This window comes from Agrobacterium sp. 6Ca8 (assembly GCF_055382765.1).
Genome location: NZ_AP026433.1, coordinates 644,503 through 657,812 on the forward strand (window position 1 = coordinate 644,503; position 13,310 = coordinate 657,812).

Below are 13,310 nucleotides of genomic sequence, written 5' to 3' on the forward strand. Positions count from 1 at the left end.
TCGACCAATTTCTGAACCAGCGGAATCGTTTTGTGAGGTTCGCCGTTCAAGCGATTCTGAAGACTCGCGAAATGGCGTTTTGAAACTGCACACCCGACCTGCGGGCGACGCGACGCGTCTGTCCGATTTTTCACATCCTAAACCGGAATGATTACCCATGTCTGAATTCGCCAATGAAGGCGGCATCTGGGCCGCCCGCATCACCGGTGCCGTCGCAGGCGCGGGTGTGTCGCTCGTCTACCTCCTGCCGAAAAGCAAACGCGAGGCGGCGAGCCGTTTCGTGACCGGCGTCTCCTGCGGCATGATCTTCGGCGGCCCCGTGGGCCTGTGGATCGTGCAGCAACTCGAGATTGCCGGCGCGCTTTCCGGCCGGGAAATCATGGTGGCGGGCTCTGCCGCTGCCAGCATGGTGGCCTGGTGGGGGCTTGGCCTGCTGGTGCGCGTGGCCGAACGTTACAACGCCCGTCCGCGCGCTTAGCCTCCACGCGGCACCCCCTTTTCACATCGCAGGAGTTTCCCATGCACGTCTATCGCGGGCCGCGCCCCGCCACGCGCAAATTCGCCAATCTGGAACTGCGCGGCATAGCTGGCGACGGCACGTTTTCCGGTTATGCCAGCGTCTTCGGCGAGGTCGATCTCGGCCGCGACGTGATCGAGCGCGGCGCTTTCCGCCGCTCCATCGAGGAACGCGGTGCGGGCGGTATCCGGATGCTCTACCAGCACGATCCGGCCGAGCCGATCGGCGCATGGCGCACCATCCGCGAGGATGAGCGCGGGCTTTACGTGGAAGGTGTTCTAGCGCCCGGCGTCGCCCGCTCGCGAGAGGTCCATTCGCTGATGAAGACAGGCGCGCTGGACGGGCTTTCGATCGGTTTTCGCACGGTACGTTCCAGCAAGGAGGGGCGCTCCGGCAAGGCGGCACGCTCTGGCGTCAGGCGCATTCTGGAGGCCGATCTCTGGGAAATCTCGGTGGTGACCTTTCCGATGCTGCCGTCCGCACGGGTATCGGATGTCAAACACGCCCGCTTCTTCCGCGACCGCGAAACCGAGCTGGTGCGCACCATGCGCCGCGCGGCGCGTTCGCTTTTCGACACAGCCTTCAAACGCTGACTTCCTCCCAAACACTTCCGAAAACAAGGATGGCGACATGACAGACCAGATGACAAAACCGGCCGCAATGACGGTTGCGCCGCAGGTGAAGGCCGTGCCCGGTTCGATGACGGCGGCCTTCGACGAGTTCATGGAGGCCTTCGAGGCCTTCCGCGACACCAACGACCAGCGGCTTTCCGATATCGAACGCAAGATGGGGTCCGACGTCGTGACCCGCGACAAGCTCGACCGCATCGACAAGGCGCTCGATGACAACCGCAAGATCATGGACGATCTGGCGCTCAAGAAAGCGCGCCCGGCGCTCGGCCGCAAGCAGGCGCATTCCCTCGATACGGATGAGCACAAGGCCGCCTTCGAGGCCTATATCCGCCGGGGTGAGGAGGGCGCGCTGCGCGATCTGGAGGCCAAGGCCTTTGCCGGATCGACAGGCGTCGATGGTGGTTATCTGCTGCCCACCGAAACGGATGGCGAGATCGGCCGCCGCATGACGGCGATTTCACCGATCCGGTCGCTGGCGACCGTGCGGCAGGTTTCCACTGCCGTGCTGAAGAAGCCGTTTTCGCCGGGTGGATTTGCCACCGGCTGGGTTTCTGAAACTGCGGCTCGCCCCGAGACGACGACACCGAAGCTCTCCGAACTTTCCTTCCCGACTATGGAACTCTACGCCATGCCTGCCGCAACCCAGGGGTTGCTGGATGATGCGGCCGTGGATATCGAGGCCTGGATCGCCTCGGAAGTGGACATTGCCTTTGCCGAACAGGAGGCAGCGGCGTTCATCGCCGGCGACGGCACCAACAAACCGAAGGGTTTCCTCTCCTATACGGCCGTCGCCAATGACAGCTGGAGCTGGGGCAATATCGGTTATGTCGCCACCGGTGTTGCGGGTGGCTTCGCCTCCGCGGGGCCAATGGATGTCCTGCTGGATGCCGTCTATGGACTGAAGGCAGGCCACCGCCAGAACGGCAACTTCGTGATGAACCGCAAGACGCAAGGCGCGCTGCGCCGCTTCAAGGATACCAGCGGCGCCTATCTCTGGCATCCGCCCGCTGCCGCCGGGCAGCCCGCCTCGCTGATGGGCTTTCCGGTGATGGAGGCCGAAGACATGCCGAATGTCGCGGCAAACAGCTTCGCCATCGCTTTCGGTGATTTCCGCGCCGGTTACCTCGTGGTGGACCGCACCGGCGTGCGCATCCTGCGCGATCCCTATTCGGCAAAACCCTATGTGTTGTTCTACACCACCAAGCGCGTGGGCGGCGGCGTGCAGAACTTCGAGGCGATCAAGCTGGTGAAGTTCGGGGTGAATTGACCACAATCTTCCCCGTCACCCCGGACCAAGTCGGGGGTGACGGCGTGCGGATGCTACATTTTCGCCAAACGCTTTCGGCCGGAATTCTTTCTGTCCCATATCCGGAGACCCCATGACCTATGCCCTCATTCATCCGCCGCAGGCGGAGCCGCTGACGCTTGCCGAGGTGAAGGCGCATTTGCGTCTCGACGGCGGCGACGAGGATGCGCTGCTGGCTGCGCTGATCCGTACCGCCCGCGAGCATCTGGAACGTACGACAGGACTTTGCCTGATACGCCAGACCTGGCGGCTCTATCTCGACCGGTGGCCGCCGAGTGGCATGATTCTGATTGGTAAGGGACCGGTGCAAACCATCGAAACGATTCTGGTTTTTGACGGTCAAGGGCGCGCGGCCGACATCACAGCCGCCGACAGATTGCTTGACGGCGAGGCGCGCCCGGCGCGGCTGTGGCTGCGCGACCCGCCAGCCCCCGGACGGGTGATGAACGGCATCGAGATCGACTTCATTGCCGGTTACGGTGAGGCGGGAACCGATGTGCCCGATACGCTGAAACGCGCCATGCTGATGCATGTGGCCCAGATGTTCGCCTTCCGCGGAGCCGTTGCTCTGGATAATCAACCCGCAGCGGTTCCGGCCGGTTACGAGCGGCTGGTGTCGCCGTTCTGCCGTGTGGGGCTCTGAGCCATGAACCTCGTTTTTCTCGACCCCGGCAAGCTTACGGCGCGGTTGGAGCTTGAGGTGCGCAGCGAGGTAACGGACGGGCAGGGTGGGGCCGCGGAAAGCTGGAGTTTCCTGCGTTCGCTCTGGGCGGCTATCGAACCTGTTTCGAATGCCTCGCATGAGCGGGCCTCGGCTGAGGGCGTAACAATCACCCACCGCGTCTGGCTGGTCTGGCGCAGCGACATTGCCGCCGGCATGCGCTTTCGCAAGGGACGGCGCATTCTGGCGATCCGGGCCGTGATGGATCCGGACGAGACCCGCCGTTTCATCGTCTGCCGCTGTGAGGAGGAAAGCCCGTGAGTGCCGCAAATGTGCTTCTACAGGCGATTTTCGCAAGACTTTCCGGCGACGCTGCTCTGATGGCGCTTATCCCCGGCGGTATCGTCGACCGGCTTTTGCCGCGCGCCGTCCTGCCCTTGATCGTTATCGGCGAACTTGAAAGCCGCGATTACTCGACGGCGACGGAAAAGGCCGAAGAACATTTTCTGTCGCTGGACATCTGGGGCGATGTCAATGGCCGCAGGTGCGCGGGTGAGATTGCCGGGCGGGTGAAAACCCTGCTCGACGATGCCGCCCTTCCGCTTGTCGGTATTTCGCTCGTCAATCTGCAGCTTCTCTCGAGCCGTTCGCGGCGCGAGCCGAAGACACGGAACTTCCTCGCAGAAATGCGTTTCAGGGCGGTAACGGAATAGGGTCCGTTCAGGAATTCTGTTTGCGCACGGTGCGCCAGAGCACGATCAGCAGCAGAAACGAAATGCTGATCAGCACGGCGGCGATGGTGAGCATGGCCGCCACCCCGCCGCGATCCAGCGCCAGCGTGAAAATGACGGGCGCCACGGCAATGGCAAGGTTCTGCGGCAGGGAGATACGCGCAGCCTGAAGGCCATATTGTTCCGGTGAAAATACCGCGAGCGGCAACACCGCGCGACTGACGGTGAGCACGCCCGCGCCAAAGCCGAAGAAAATGATGAAGCCGATGAAAGCGGGCATGGCCGGGGCAAAAACGAGCAACAGCACGAAGGATGCGAGCAGCATACCTAAGCCGATCATGCAGGTGACGAAAGGATTGCCGTGTTTTCCAAGCAGAAAATCCAACCCGCGCGCCATGATCGCAAGCACGCTGCGCACGGCTGCCAGTTGCACGGCGAGCGATTGCGATGCGCCGGCATGGACCAGCAGCAGAGGCAGGAGCGGCGAAAAGCCAAAGGCTGTGAAGGCGCTAAGCGTCGTCATTGCCGCCAGAAGCAGAAAGGCGCGCCGCGTATCGACAGGCGATGTCGAGACCGCAGCGCCTTTCGACGTGCCTGGAGTATTGCTCGTCCTTCGTCCGGGAAGGACAAAAACATAGAGTGGCAGAAGCACGAATATCTGCAGACAGGCATATACCAAAAGGGTGCCGCGCCAGCCCAGGTGCTGATCTGCGACGGTGGTGACGGGCAGGAAAACCGCTGCCGAAAGCCCGGTAAACACCATCAGAAGCGTCAGCGACCGGCCACTTTCCGCGCCGACACGTTCCACCACAGCCGTATGGGCCGCCGTCGTCAGGCCGCAGGTCGCGGCCAGACCCATCACGATCCAGCCGAGGACGTAGCTTATCACGCCGCCCGCAAAGGCGAGCACGACAAAACCCGCCGTGAAGAGCAACGAACCCGCCACAAGAACAGGGGCGGCACCACGGCGCACCAGCGTTCTTCCCAGAAGCGGGCCGCAGAGGGCGCTGATCGTCATCATGACGGTGAGACCGGCAAAAACGACCTCGTTTGCGATGGTCAGTTCCTGTCCGATGCGTGGCCCCAGTATGGCCAGCATGTCGAAACCGGTGCCCCAGCTGACGACCTGCCCAACCGCAAGCACGCCGATAAGGCGCGCGCGAGACGTGAAGGGGGTGGCATCAGACATGATGAAAATCGCGGGTGCGAGATGCGGGAATGCTTTTGGTAGCAGGCCAGTTGCGACCCGGCAACATCAAACGAGACGACATCAATCGAAACGAGAGGGAGAACACCATGGTGGCGCAGAAGGGCAAGGACCTGCTGCTGAAGTTCAACAACGCCGGCTCCTATGTGACCGTGGCGGGGCTCAGAACCAAGCGTCTGGCCTTCAACGCGCAGGCGGTTGATATTACCGACGGCGAAAGCGCCGGGCGCTGGCGCGAGCTTCTGGCCGGCGCCGGCGTGCAGCGGGCATCGCTGACGGCGTCGGGCATCTTCAAGGATCAGGCAAGCGATGCACTGGTGCGTGGCGCATTTTTCGCCGGCTCCATTCCGGGCTGGCAGATTGTCATTCCTGACTTCGGCACAATCACCGGGCCGTTCCAGATCGTCGCACTCGAATATTCCGGTCGCCACGATGGCGAAGTGCAATTCGAGACTGCGCTGGAATCGGCCGGTTTCCTCAATTTCGGAGCACTGTGATGCCGCAAGGGTTACGTTACGGGCGGGCGAACCGCCATCGCGGCGAGATCGAGGCGCTGATCGATGGCGAAAGGCGCGTTCTTTGCCTGACGCTCGGCGCTCTCGCCGAACTCGAAACCGCCTTTCAGGCCGATGATCTCACCGCGCTAGCCGAACGTTTCGCAGCCGGACGTATGAAGGCGACCGATATGATACGGGTGATCGGCGCAGGTCTGCGCGGCGCGGGCAACGTGTTTTCCGATCAGGACGTGGCCGCAGCCACGGTAGAAGGCGGCGTTGCCGGCCACGCCGCCATCGTCGCCGATCTCCTGACCGCCACCTTTGCCGGTTCGAGGGGCACGCCGCCGGACCCTTGAGTGCCGCAGCAGGTGAGGTGGGCGATCTGACGGCGCGTCCTCTTCCCTGGGGGGCGGTAATACACACCGGTTTCCACCTGCTGCGGCTTTCCTCCGAAACCTTCTGGCGGCTGACGCCAAGGGAATTCTTTGCCATGACCGGCGGTATCCGCCCCGCTTTCCACACCCTCGACCGCCCGGCGATGGATGCGATGATGCGGCGGTTTCCGGATGGGTGAGTGTGGTTTGCTATTTTGGGGGACGTGCATCTTTCGTGAAAACGACCAGGCAATTCAAACATCTACGGCTCCGTTTTGAATCAGAAAGGCAAGCGTGATGGCAGGCGAAGGATCGATTGCGGACAGTCGCGAGGAAGCGGAAGCGCTCTCGGAGGTGATGGGTGATCTCGAACGGCGTTCCGAGCGGTTCGGGGCGGCGTTGACTTCTGCCATGCAGGCCGCGGTGACAGGCGGCAAGGGGTTGGATGAAGTGTTGCGCGGGCTTGGCGAACGGCTCTCCGGCATTGCGCTTTCCGCCGGGCTGAAGCCGCTTGAGAACATGATCGGCAATGCCGTGGGCGGGCTTTTGAATGGCGGCGGTTCGCTGTTTGCCTTTGCCGATGGCGGGGTGCCGGGACGCAGTATCACGCCCTTTGCCGATGGCGGTGTGGTCGCAAGCCCGGCCTTCTTCCCGATGGGCGGCGGGGTTGGCCTGATGGGCGAAGCGGGTGCCGAGGCGATCCTGCCGCTGAAGCGTGGTTCGGATGGGGCGCTCGGTGTTGCCGCACCGGCGGGTGGCGGCGGCGCGCAGATCGTTTTCAATGTGACGGCGACGGATGCGGCGAGCTTCAGAAAAAGTGAAGGCCAGATCGCCGCCATGCTGGCGCGCAGCGTCGGGCGTGGCCAGCGCGGCCTGTGACGGATTGGACCTCCTCCCTGCAAGACCTCTGTGTCGAGCGTGACCCTTCCATCTTTCCCAGACTATCAAAACGAATCCAGGAACAACGACATGGCGGCATTTCATGAAGTGCGGTTTCCGCTGAGGCTGGCACTTGGCGTGAGCGGCGGGCCGGTAAGGAGAACCGATATCGTCAACCTTTCCAATGGGCGGGAGAACCGCAACCAGCGTTGGAAGAATGCCAGACGCGCCTATGACGCAGGATCGGGCATTCGCTCCGTCGCCGATCTTTACGAGGTGCTGTCCTTTTTCGAGGCGCGGCGCGGTGAACTCCATGGTTTTCGGTTTCGCGACCCGGTGGATTTCAAATCGTGTCCGCCGGGCCAGACACCTGCTGCAAGCGACCAGAAGATCGGCACCGGTGACGGCACGACGACGGCTTTTCAGCTGGTGAAGACCTATGCCGATGCGGGCGGTTCCTTCACCCGGCGGGTGGCGAAGCCGGTCGAGGCTTCGGTCATCATCTCAGTCGATGGGGTGAAAGCCGTCTTGTCGGATTTTTCGGTCGACCATGCGACCGGTACGGTGACGTTTCGCGCCGGTAAGGCGCCGCCTGCCGGTGCCGCAATTCGGGCCGGTTTCGAATTCGACGTGCCGGTGCGATTTGCAATCGACCGCATCGACGTGAACCTTACCGCCTTCGAGGCGGGCCGCATTCCCTCCATTCCATTGATGGAAATCCTGCCATGAAGACCATTCCTGCCGCTTTGGCCGAACATCTGGCGGGCGAGGCCACGACCACCTGCCATTGCTGGAAAGTGACGCTGAAGGACGGCGAGGTCATCGGTTTTACCGACCATGACGGGACCCTTTCCTTCGCCGGTACTGCCTACCTGGCCGCAAGCGGCTTTGGTGCGAGTGACAGCGACAGCGAGGCCGGACTTGGCGCGAGTGCGGGCGAAGTGACGGGCGGCTTTGCCAGTGAGGCGATTTCCGAAAGCGATCTGGCCGCCGGACGTTTCGATGGTGCGCAGGTGGCGCTCTACCTCGTCAATTGGCAGGCGCCGGAACAGCATGTGCTGCTGAACATGCGCGAAATCGGCGAGGTGACACGCGCGGGCGGAGCGTTTCGTGCCGAGCTGCGCAGCATCGCCCATCGTCTTTCCCAGCCGCAGGGCAGGGTCTATGGGCGGCGCTGCGATGCCGCCCTTGGTGATCGGCGATGCGGCGTCGATCTCAAGCGATTTACCGGCACCGGCAGCGTTGCGGGCATGGACGCGGCGGGCAGCCTGCTGGTAACAGGGCTGGACGCTTTCGCCGATGGTTTCTTCAGCCGGGGGAAATTGCGGTTTCTGAGCGGCCAACTTGTCGGCAAGGGTTTCGATCTCGACGGCCACGAGAAACGCGATGGCGGCACGCTTCTGTCCTTTTGGCTCGCTCCGGAGCAACCGCCGCAGCCGGGTGATGTTTTTTCCGTCATCGCCGGTTGCGACAAGAGTTTTGCGACCTGCAAGGCGAAATTCGCCAATTACCTGAACTTTCATGGCTTTCCGCATCTGCCGGGGGCGGATTTCGCCTATTCCTACGCCAGCGGCGGCCAGACCCATGACGGCAAGGCGCTGTTTCCATGAGCAGCACCTCAGAAAAAGTGCTGGCGGTCGCGCAAGGCTGGATCGGCACGCCCTACCGGCATCAGGCGTCGTTGCAAGGCGTTGGCTGCGATTGCCTCGGCCTTGTCAGGGGCATCTGGCGCTCGATTTACGGCGAGGAACCGGAACTGCCGCCGCCCTACACACCAGATTGGGCCGAGCGGGGCGGCGAGGACCGGTTGCTGAAGGCCGCGAAACGTTATTTTTCGGCGGTGCCTGATATGGAAGAGGCTATGCCGGGCGACCTGCTGCTGTTCCGCTGGCGGGCCGATGCAGCGGCGAAACATCTCGGCATCCTCGCCGGGCCGCAGCATTTCATCCATGCCTATGAACAGGTGGCAGTTGTGCGCTCGGCGCTGGTGCCCGGCTGGAAGCGACGTATTGCCGGCGTCTTCCGATTTCCCGAACCCTGACATTTTTCGAGGCGACCATGGCGACCATTCTCTTTCAGGCGGCGGGTGCAGCACTCGGCGGCGTTTTCGGCCCCGCGGCTGCCATCATCGGCCGCGCGGCTGGCGCGCTGGCGGGCAATGCCGTCGACCGCGCGCTGCTTTCGAACGGGCGGACGGTGTCCGGCGCCCGGCTTTCCACAGCGCGTATTCCGGGTGCGGACGAAGGCGCGGCCATCAACCGGCTTTACGGCACGGCGAGGATCGGCGGCACGCTGATCTGGGCGACGCGCTTTGAGGAAAGCGTCGAGGTGACGCGTCGTGGCGGCAAGGGCAATCGCGGCCCGAAGGTCGAGACCTTCCGCTATTTCGCCAATCTCGCCGTCGGGCTGTGCGAGGGCGAGGCTGCCATGGTGCGGCGTGTCTGGGCCGATGGGCGGGAACTGGACCTGAGCGCCATCGAGATGCGCTTTTATCCCGGCAGCGAGACGCAATTACCGGATCCGCTGATCGAGGCAAAACAGGGCGCAGGCAATGCACCCGCCTTTCGCGGGTTGGCCTATGTGGTGTTCGAGCGCCTGCCGCTTGACAGCTATGGCAACCGCATTCCGCTGATGCAGTTCGAGGTGGTGCGACCGGTCGGCCGGCTGGAAAAAGCCATCCGTGCCATCACCGTCATTCCCGGTGCGACGGAACACGGTTACGCCACGGCGCAGGTTTCGGAACGCACCGGCATGGGCGAAAGTCGCATCATGAACCGCAATTGCCTGACGGCCTTGACCGACTGGCAGGCCGCGATCGACGAATTGCAGGCGCTGTGCCCCAATCTGCAAAGCGTGGCGCTGGTGGTGAGCTGGTTCGGCACCGACATGCGCGCGGGCGAATGCCGCATTCTGCCGGGTGTGGAAGTGGCAGGTCGCGACAGGGAAAGTGCGGCATGGTCCGTCGCCGGTGTTTCGCGTGGGCAAGCGCATCTCGTCAGCCGTCACGGCGGCGGCCCGGCCTATGGTGGCACGCCGGATGATAAAAGCGTTGTGCAGGCGATAGCCGACCTCAAGGCGCGTGGTCTGAAGGTCTGCCTTTATCCATTCGTGATGATGGATGTGCCAGCTGGCAACGGCCTGCCGGACCCCTACGGCAAAGGCGAGCAGGACGCCTATGGCTGGCGCGGACGCATCACCTGTTTTCCGGCACCGGGCCTGGCAGGTTCGCCCGACCGCAGTGCAGGCACGCGCACGGAGATTTACACCTTCTGCAACCGCACTGAGGGGTATCGCCGCATGGTGCTGCATTATGCGGCGCTGGTGGCGCAGGCGGGTGGGGTGGATGCCTTCCTGATCGGCTCGGAGCTGCGCGGGCTGACAAGCCTGCGCGACCATAACGACGCCTTTCCTTTCGTGGAGGAACTGGTGCGGCTGGCGGCGGATGTGCGCGCCGTTGTTGGGCCGGCAACGAAACTGACCTATGGCGCGGACTGGAGCGAATATTTCGGTTATCAGCCGGCGGACGGTTCCGGCGACGTCTTCTTCAATCTAGATCCGCTTTGGGCAAGCCCTGATATCGATGCCATCGGCATCGACAACTATATGCCGCTTTCCGACTGGCGCGACGAGGATGCCGCAAACGGCAATCCTGATGGTATGAGCGGCCCGGACGATGCTAACGCCTTCCGTCGTGCCATCACGGCGGGCGAGGGTTTCGACTGGTATTACGCCCAGCCATGCCGACCGCGCGGCGCGGCGGCGCAAGCCCATCACTGATGGTCTCAGGGGCAAGCCGTGGGTATTCCGCTACAAGGACCTGCGAAGCTGGTGGCAGAATGCCCATTTTGACCGGGTGCGCGGTGCAGAGAAATTGACGCCAACCGCATGGGTGCCGGGGTCGAAACCGATCTGGTTCACCGAACTCGGCTGCCCGGCGGTGGACAAGAGTGCGACGCGCCCGAATGTCTTTCCCGATCCGAAATCGGCGGAAAACGCTTATCCCTATTTTTCCCGCAGAAGCCGCGCCGATAGCCAGCAGCGACGGTTTCTGGAGGCGCATCTCGACCACTGGAGGGGGAAGGGCGATGCGGCGATGGTGGATCCGAACCGCGTCTATATGTGGACCTGGGATGCGCGGCCGTTCCCCGCCTTTCCGCAGAACGGCGCGGCCTGGAGCGATGGGGCCAACTGGCGTACCGGCCATTGGCTGAACGGCCGGCTTGGGACTGCCACACTTGCCGATACCATCGCCGCGATCCTGACGGACCATGGATTTTCTGGCTTCGACGTCTCCGCCGTCAGTGGCGATCTGACGGGGTATGTGCAGGGCGACGTGACCTCGGCCCGCAACCTCCTGGAGCCGCTGATGTCGGCGTTTCAGGTGGATGTGGCCGAGGACGGCGGAACCCTGCGCTTCCGCTCTCGCAATACGGCGGTTCTGCCCGTGCGTGACGCTGCCGTGCTGGCCGATCTGGACGACGAACCGCTGTGGTCGGAAAATCGCGGCCATGACAGCGATTTCGCCGCAGAGGCCGTGCTGACCTCGTTCAATCCGGCGCTGGACTACGAGCAGGCGAGCGTGCGTTCGCGTCGTATCGACAATGCCGGCAGCCGCGTCATGCGGCTCGACCTGAACGCGGCACTCCCGGCGGAAACAGCGGAAGTCGCGGCTGAGGCCCTGTTGCGTGACAACAGGCAGGCACGGCGCACGCTGCGTTTTGCCCTGCCGCCCGCAGATATCGCTCTGGAACCCGGCGATTGCATTCGTCTCCCGCAGAATGTGTTTTCGGAGGCTCCGGCAGGGAGGTTTCTGGTCAGCCGGATTGAGGACGGTACTGTACGGCAGGTGGAGGCGCGCGCCTTTTCCGCCGCATCCGCTGCTTTTTCGGGCGCTTTGGATGAGCGTCGTGTTGGCGGGGCAAACGGCGCGGAAGGTTTTGCCCCGGAGGTGCTGTTTCTCGACCTGCCGCGCCATGACGGCACAGCGTCTGAAAATTCGGCGCGGATTGCCGTTTTTGCACGGCCATGGCGGCCTATCGTCGTTTCGTCCTCCGCCGGCACGGAAGGCTACCGGCAGCGCGCCGTGCTTGACCGGCCCGCGATGATCGGCACGTTGGCCATGCCGCTGACATCAGGCCCCTCCGGCCGTTTCGACCGGCAAAACACCATCCTGATCGATCTGCCATCCGGCGAGCTTTCCTCGGCCACGGAGCTTTTGGTGCTGAACGGCGAGAACCGCATGGCGGTGAGGGCCGCAAACGGTGTTTGGGAGATCATCGCTTTCGCGCGCGCAGAGGAAACTGCGCCCGCGCGCTGGCGGCTTTCCGCTTTGTTGCGTGGGCTTGGCGGCACGGAAGATGCGTTGGCCATTGGCGCGCCGGTGGGCGCCCCTGTTGTGGTGCTGGACGCGGCGGTGCAGCCGCTCGGTCTTGCCGCGACCGAACGCGGACGGCGGCTGAACTGGATCGCCGAGGCTGCGGGAATGGCGGGCGCCCCCGCCGGTCCTTTTGTCTTCGAGGGTGGCTTGCGGGCTGAAACGCCGCTTGCGCCGGTGCATCTTGCGGCCGAGCGGCGCAGGGACGGCATTTTGCTGCGCTGGGTGCGCCGAGGCCGGATGGAGGCCGATGGCTGGGACGCGAGCGAGATACCGCTGGAAGAGCCGTTCGAGCGTTACCGCGTGGAGGTGCTGGATCGCGAGGCCGTTCGACGCACGGCAGAGGTCTCCGAACCCTTCTGGCTGTACCCCAAAGCGGGCGAACTCACAGATTTCCCGACCTTGCGGGATCACATTTCCGTGCGTGTCCGTCAGCTCGGCCGCGCGGTGCCTCTGGGAGTGGCGGCGCACGCCGTTCTCCCACTCTGACAACCACCTGAAAAACAACGCAAAGGACGAGATTATGGAGAGTACCAAGGCATGGTATCAATCGCGCACGATCTGGGGCGCCCTGGTTGCGGTTTTCGCACCGCTTTTCAGCGTCGCTGGTCTTGATCTTCCCGCCGGCCTGCACGGCGAGCTGGCGGAGGGACTGGTGACCGTTGCGGGCGGAATTGGCGGCCTCGTCGCACTTTACGGCCGCCTTTCGGCAACCCGTGCCATCCGCTGACGCCACTAGCGCCCATACCGTCCCCGCCGTGCGTCGTGGCGTCGGGGGCGGCATTCATTTGCCATTCAGACGCTTTGCGCTACATATTCGGTCACAATACGGTTCGAGACGCAGCCGATTTTTTTGGAAGATTTGTGCAATGGCATCACCTCTCATCATCGCGACGCTTGCAGCCGGGCTTTCCGGTTTCACGGCGCCCGAGGCTGATTTGCAGGGCCATTACATTCTGGCTGCAAGCGATTGCGGCGCGGCCGTTGCCCGCGTGGTGCGCGAAACCGGTGGTCAGCTTCTTTCGGTCTATCCCTCCGGTGACGGTCAGTCCTGTGTAGTTACCGTTCTCGTCCAGGGTAATGGCGAGCGCCCGCGCAAGGTAACGATGCGCGTGCCGATGTAGCCTTGCCC

The 13,310-nt window shown here is 63.5% G+C and carries 16 protein-coding genes and 1 pseudogene; 16 read left to right on the forward strand and 1 reads right to left on the reverse strand.

The annotated features are described in order from the left end of the window. Positions 1–157: 157 nt before the first annotated feature. The 6 genes from ACZ5A6_RS03260 (at position 158) to ACZ5A6_RS03285 (ending at position 3,829) form a co-directional block, all read left to right on the forward strand. A complete protein-coding gene (locus tag ACZ5A6_RS03260) occupies positions 158–478 on the forward strand; it encodes a DUF6107 family protein (protein WP_174061529.1) in 321 nt (106 codons plus the stop codon). Between the two features lie 41 nt (positions 479–519). After that, positions 520–1,110: an HK97 family phage prohead protease gene (locus tag ACZ5A6_RS03265; protein WP_065661221.1), complete on the forward strand. Its 591-nt coding sequence runs from the start codon at positions 520–522 to the stop codon at positions 1,108–1,110. 37 nt (positions 1,111–1,147) lie between these two features. Next, positions 1,148–2,416: a phage major capsid protein gene (locus ACZ5A6_RS03270; protein WP_174061528.1), complete on the forward strand. Its 1,269-nt coding sequence runs from the start codon at positions 1,148–1,150 to the stop codon at positions 2,414–2,416. 112 nt (positions 2,417–2,528) lie between these two features. Then, positions 2,529–3,098 (forward strand): head-tail connector protein, encoded by a 570-nt coding sequence (locus tag ACZ5A6_RS03275; protein ID WP_174061527.1) that lies wholly within the window; start codon positions 2,529–2,531, stop codon positions 3,096–3,098. Positions 3,099–3,101: 3 nt separating this feature from the next. Further along, on the forward strand, positions 3,102–3,437 hold the full coding sequence (locus ACZ5A6_RS03280; protein WP_003512107.1) for a phage head closure protein: 336 nt from the start codon (positions 3,102–3,104) through the stop codon (positions 3,435–3,437). After that, complete coding sequence (locus ACZ5A6_RS03285) at positions 3,434–3,829, forward strand: tail completion protein gp17 (protein WP_174061526.1); 396 nt, start codon at positions 3,434–3,436, stop codon at positions 3,827–3,829. The genes ACZ5A6_RS03280 and ACZ5A6_RS03285 overlap by 4 nt, the downstream gene beginning before the upstream one ends. Positions 3,830–3,836: 7 nt before the next feature. Here the strand turns inward: ACZ5A6_RS03285 and ACZ5A6_RS03290 are convergent, their stop codons facing one another. Beyond that, on the reverse strand, positions 3,837–5,036 hold the full coding sequence (locus ACZ5A6_RS03290; RefSeq protein ID WP_174061525.1) for an MFS transporter: 1,200 nt from the start codon (positions 5,034–5,036) through the stop codon (positions 3,837–3,839). A 107-nt stretch (positions 5,037–5,143) separates the two neighbouring features. Between ACZ5A6_RS03290 and ACZ5A6_RS03295 the strand changes: the two genes are divergently transcribed. The 10 genes and pseudogenes from ACZ5A6_RS03295 (at position 5,144) to ACZ5A6_RS03340 (ending at position 13,302) form a co-directional block, all read left to right on the forward strand. After that, positions 5,144–5,551, forward strand: coding sequence for a phage major tail protein, TP901-1 family (locus ACZ5A6_RS03295; RefSeq protein ID WP_003512111.1), 408 nt, complete (start codon positions 5,144–5,146; stop codon positions 5,549–5,551). After that, entirely contained in the window at positions 5,551–5,907 is a 357-nt protein-coding gene (locus tag ACZ5A6_RS03300; protein ID WP_019564076.1) for a gene transfer agent family protein, read from the forward strand. Before ACZ5A6_RS03295 ends, ACZ5A6_RS03300 begins: the two co-directional genes overlap by 1 nt. Beyond that, positions 5,904–6,125 carry a rcc01693 family protein gene (locus ACZ5A6_RS03305; RefSeq protein ID WP_174061524.1) on the forward strand — a complete coding sequence of 74 codons (222 nt, stop codon included), beginning with the start codon at positions 5,904–5,906 and terminating at the stop codon, positions 6,123–6,125. Before ACZ5A6_RS03300 ends, ACZ5A6_RS03305 begins: the two co-directional genes overlap by 4 nt. 97 nt (positions 6,126–6,222) lie before the next feature. After that, the gene (locus tag ACZ5A6_RS03310) at positions 6,223–6,804 is read left to right on the forward strand and encodes a phage tail tape measure protein (RefSeq protein ID WP_174061523.1); all 582 of its coding nucleotides are present in this window, start codon (positions 6,223–6,225) and stop codon (positions 6,802–6,804) included. Between the two features lie 90 nt (positions 6,805–6,894). Next, positions 6,895–7,533 carry a TIGR02217 family protein gene (locus tag ACZ5A6_RS03315; RefSeq protein ID WP_038490375.1) on the forward strand — a complete coding sequence of 213 codons (639 nt, stop codon included), beginning with the start codon at positions 6,895–6,897 and terminating at the stop codon, positions 7,531–7,533. After that, on the forward strand, positions 7,530–8,414 hold the full coding sequence (locus tag ACZ5A6_RS03320; protein ID WP_174061522.1) for a DUF2163 domain-containing protein: 885 nt from the start codon (positions 7,530–7,532) through the stop codon (positions 8,412–8,414). Before ACZ5A6_RS03315 ends, ACZ5A6_RS03320 begins: the two co-directional genes overlap by 4 nt. After that, on the forward strand, positions 8,411–8,845 hold the full coding sequence (locus ACZ5A6_RS03325) for a C40 family peptidase (protein WP_174061521.1): 435 nt from the start codon (positions 8,411–8,413) through the stop codon (positions 8,843–8,845). The genes ACZ5A6_RS03320 and ACZ5A6_RS03325 overlap by 4 nt, the downstream gene beginning before the upstream one ends. A gap of 17 nt (positions 8,846–8,862) precedes the next feature. Continuing rightward, positions 8,863–12,667 (forward strand): annotated as a pseudogene (locus ACZ5A6_RS03330) (baseplate multidomain protein megatron). Between the two features lie 34 nt (positions 12,668–12,701). Beyond that, the gene (locus ACZ5A6_RS03335) at positions 12,702–12,908 is read left to right on the forward strand and encodes a hypothetical protein (protein WP_003512133.1); all 207 of its coding nucleotides are present in this window, start codon (positions 12,702–12,704) and stop codon (positions 12,906–12,908) included. A gap of 139 nt (positions 12,909–13,047) precedes the next feature. Then, positions 13,048–13,302 (forward strand): hypothetical protein, encoded by a 255-nt coding sequence (locus tag ACZ5A6_RS03340; RefSeq protein WP_003497070.1) that lies wholly within the window; start codon positions 13,048–13,050, stop codon positions 13,300–13,302. The last annotated feature ends 8 nt before the right edge of the window (positions 13,303–13,310 follow it).

Coding starts and splice junctions, on each gene's coding strand:
- ACZ5A6_RS03260 (WP_174061529.1), top strand. CDS start 158: ATGTCTGAATTCGCCAATGAAGGCGGCATCTGGGCCGCCCGCATCACC.
- ACZ5A6_RS03265 (WP_065661221.1), top strand. CDS start 520: ATGCACGTCTATCGCGGGCCGCGCCCCGCCACGCGCAAATTCGCCAAT.
- ACZ5A6_RS03270 (WP_174061528.1), top strand. CDS start 1,148: ATGACAGACCAGATGACAAAACCGGCCGCAATGACGGTTGCGCCGCAG.
- ACZ5A6_RS03275 (WP_174061527.1), top strand. CDS start 2,529: ATGACCTATGCCCTCATTCATCCGCCGCAGGCGGAGCCGCTGACGCTT.
- ACZ5A6_RS03280 (WP_003512107.1), top strand. CDS start 3,102: ATGAACCTCGTTTTTCTCGACCCCGGCAAGCTTACGGCGCGGTTGGAG.
- ACZ5A6_RS03290 (WP_174061525.1), bottom strand. CDS start 5,036: ATGTCTGATGCCACCCCCTTCACGTCTCGCGCGCGCCTTATCGGCGTG.
- ACZ5A6_RS03295 (WP_003512111.1), top strand. CDS start 5,144: ATGGTGGCGCAGAAGGGCAAGGACCTGCTGCTGAAGTTCAACAACGCC.
- ACZ5A6_RS03300 (WP_019564076.1), top strand. CDS start 5,551: ATGCCGCAAGGGTTACGTTACGGGCGGGCGAACCGCCATCGCGGCGAG.
- ACZ5A6_RS03310 (WP_174061523.1), top strand. CDS start 6,223: ATGGCAGGCGAAGGATCGATTGCGGACAGTCGCGAGGAAGCGGAAGCG.
- ACZ5A6_RS03315 (WP_038490375.1), top strand. CDS start 6,895: ATGGCGGCATTTCATGAAGTGCGGTTTCCGCTGAGGCTGGCACTTGGC.
- ACZ5A6_RS03320 (WP_174061522.1), top strand. CDS start 7,530: ATGAAGACCATTCCTGCCGCTTTGGCCGAACATCTGGCGGGCGAGGCC.
- ACZ5A6_RS03325 (WP_174061521.1), top strand. CDS start 8,411: ATGAGCAGCACCTCAGAAAAAGTGCTGGCGGTCGCGCAAGGCTGGATC.
- ACZ5A6_RS03335 (WP_003512133.1), top strand. CDS start 12,702: ATGGAGAGTACCAAGGCATGGTATCAATCGCGCACGATCTGGGGCGCC.
- ACZ5A6_RS03340 (WP_003497070.1), top strand. CDS start 13,048: ATGGCATCACCTCTCATCATCGCGACGCTTGCAGCCGGGCTTTCCGGT.